Source organism: Actinoplanes sp. NPDC051633 (assembly GCF_040681735.1).
In the GTDB taxonomy this organism is placed as follows: domain Bacteria; phylum Actinomycetota; class Actinomycetes; order Mycobacteriales; family Micromonosporaceae; genus Actinoplanes.
This window is the reverse complement of sequence record NZ_JBFAZH010001609.1, coordinates 1-1,404: the sequence shown is the minus strand read 5'-3', so window position 1 is coordinate 1,404 and position 1,404 is coordinate 1. Positions and strand designations below refer to the sequence as shown.

General features: G+C 67.8%; 2 protein-coding genes and 2 pseudogenes. All 4 read right to left on the bottom strand.

From position 1 onward, the window contains the following. A pseudogene (locus tag AB0M20_RS43595) lies at positions 1-275 on the bottom strand (hypothetical protein); the annotation flags it as partial. A gap of 69 nt (positions 276-344) precedes the next feature. Next, a complete protein-coding gene (locus tag AB0M20_RS43590) occupies positions 345-827 on the bottom strand; it encodes a DUF1269 domain-containing protein (protein ID WP_364307380.1) in 483 nt (160 codons plus the stop codon). Between the two features lie 38 nt (positions 828-865). Then, complete coding sequence (locus AB0M20_RS43585) at positions 866-1,138, bottom strand: SHOCT domain-containing protein (RefSeq protein ID WP_364307378.1); 273 nt, start codon at positions 1,136-1,138, stop codon at positions 866-868. 29 nt (positions 1,139-1,167) lie between these two features. Continuing rightward, positions 1,168-1,404, bottom strand: a pseudogene (locus AB0M20_RS43580) (hypothetical protein); the annotation flags it as partial.

Below are 1,404 nucleotides of genomic sequence, written 5' to 3'. Positions count from 1 at the left end.
ATGTTGCCGTCGGAGTCCAGCACCGATCCGGATCCGGAACCGGCGACCTCGCCGCGCCGGACGTTGACCGTGACCAGGGACGGGAATACCCGCGCCGCCACCTCGGTCACATCGCACGTCGGGTCGCCCTCGATCGCACCGGCGTTGACCGCGGAGCCGGAGGCAGACCCGTTGTCGGAAGACGACCACCGCGCGCCGATGAAGCCGCCGGTGACACCGGAAACCAGGGCGAGCACGACCGCGGCGATCGCCGCCCGCCCCGCTGTGATTCGCATGATGAGCCCTCCAGGAGGTCGCACGAGCGCGCGCCACCTCCACGGGAATGGATGGCCGCGTCAGACCGGTCAGGCGGTGAGTTCCTCCGCCAGTTCCTTCTCCTGCTCGTGGGACAGCGACGTCTGCAGCACCTCTCCACCGAACGGCCGCATGCTCTCGGCGAACTTGTCTTCGGTACGCCTGCTGCTCATCACCACGACGGCCGCCTTGCCGGGGGCGAGCATCCCGTGAACTCGCTGGCGGAACGATTCGTTGATGCCGGACTTGCTGAGACGGCCGATCACCGCACCCATGGCGCCGCCGATCACAGCGCCGGCGGCCGGAGCGAGAACCAGAAGTCCGAACAGCCCGCCCCAGAGCGCGCCGGAGGCAGCGGAGCCGGATACCAACTTCCCAGGCGTGTCGACGTGGCTCTTACCGTCGTCGTCCACCGTCACCACGGCCAGGCCGGTGCAATCGACGACGTGGTCGTTGTGCAGCTCGATGACGCGTTCGAAAGCCTTCTTGGCGGTGTCGTGGTCGTCGTACCCGATGATGATGAGGTCGGACATGAGGTCCTCCGTTGCAATCGATCAAGGCCCTGTGCTGGTCAGCCGTACAGGATGCGGTCTTTTTCTGCCTGGAACTCAGCGGTGGTGAGCACCCCGGCGTCACGCAGCTCCCCAAGTTGTTTGAGGTGCGCGATCACAGTGGCGGTGTCCTGGCTCGGGCTCTGCGGCGGCGGGCCCGGCGGTGGTTCTGGCGGCGAGCCGGCGGCCTGTTGCGCCCACCGGTGCCGTTGGCGGGCGGCGACCGCCCCGTGCACCCTGGTCGCCGTTCCGGCGACCACTGCGGTGCGAGCGGCCGTCCTCAGCAGTCCCATGGGTCCTCCTCCTGGCGCAGACCGGTGACCTACGTCGTGGTTGCGGGGGTCAGCACGGCGTCCAGATCGGCCATGGTGATCTGACCCATGGAGATGAGCTTCGCCTCGTCCCGTCCCGAGTGGACGGCCATCGAGGTCACCCAGGTGCTTTCGTACACGAGGATTGCAGCGACGGCGCCGGGACCGATCAGCTCACCAACCCGCGTCACGTCCTCGTCATCCAGCAAGCCGGACGACGCTCCAGCGAGCATCGGCAGTTCGTTTCC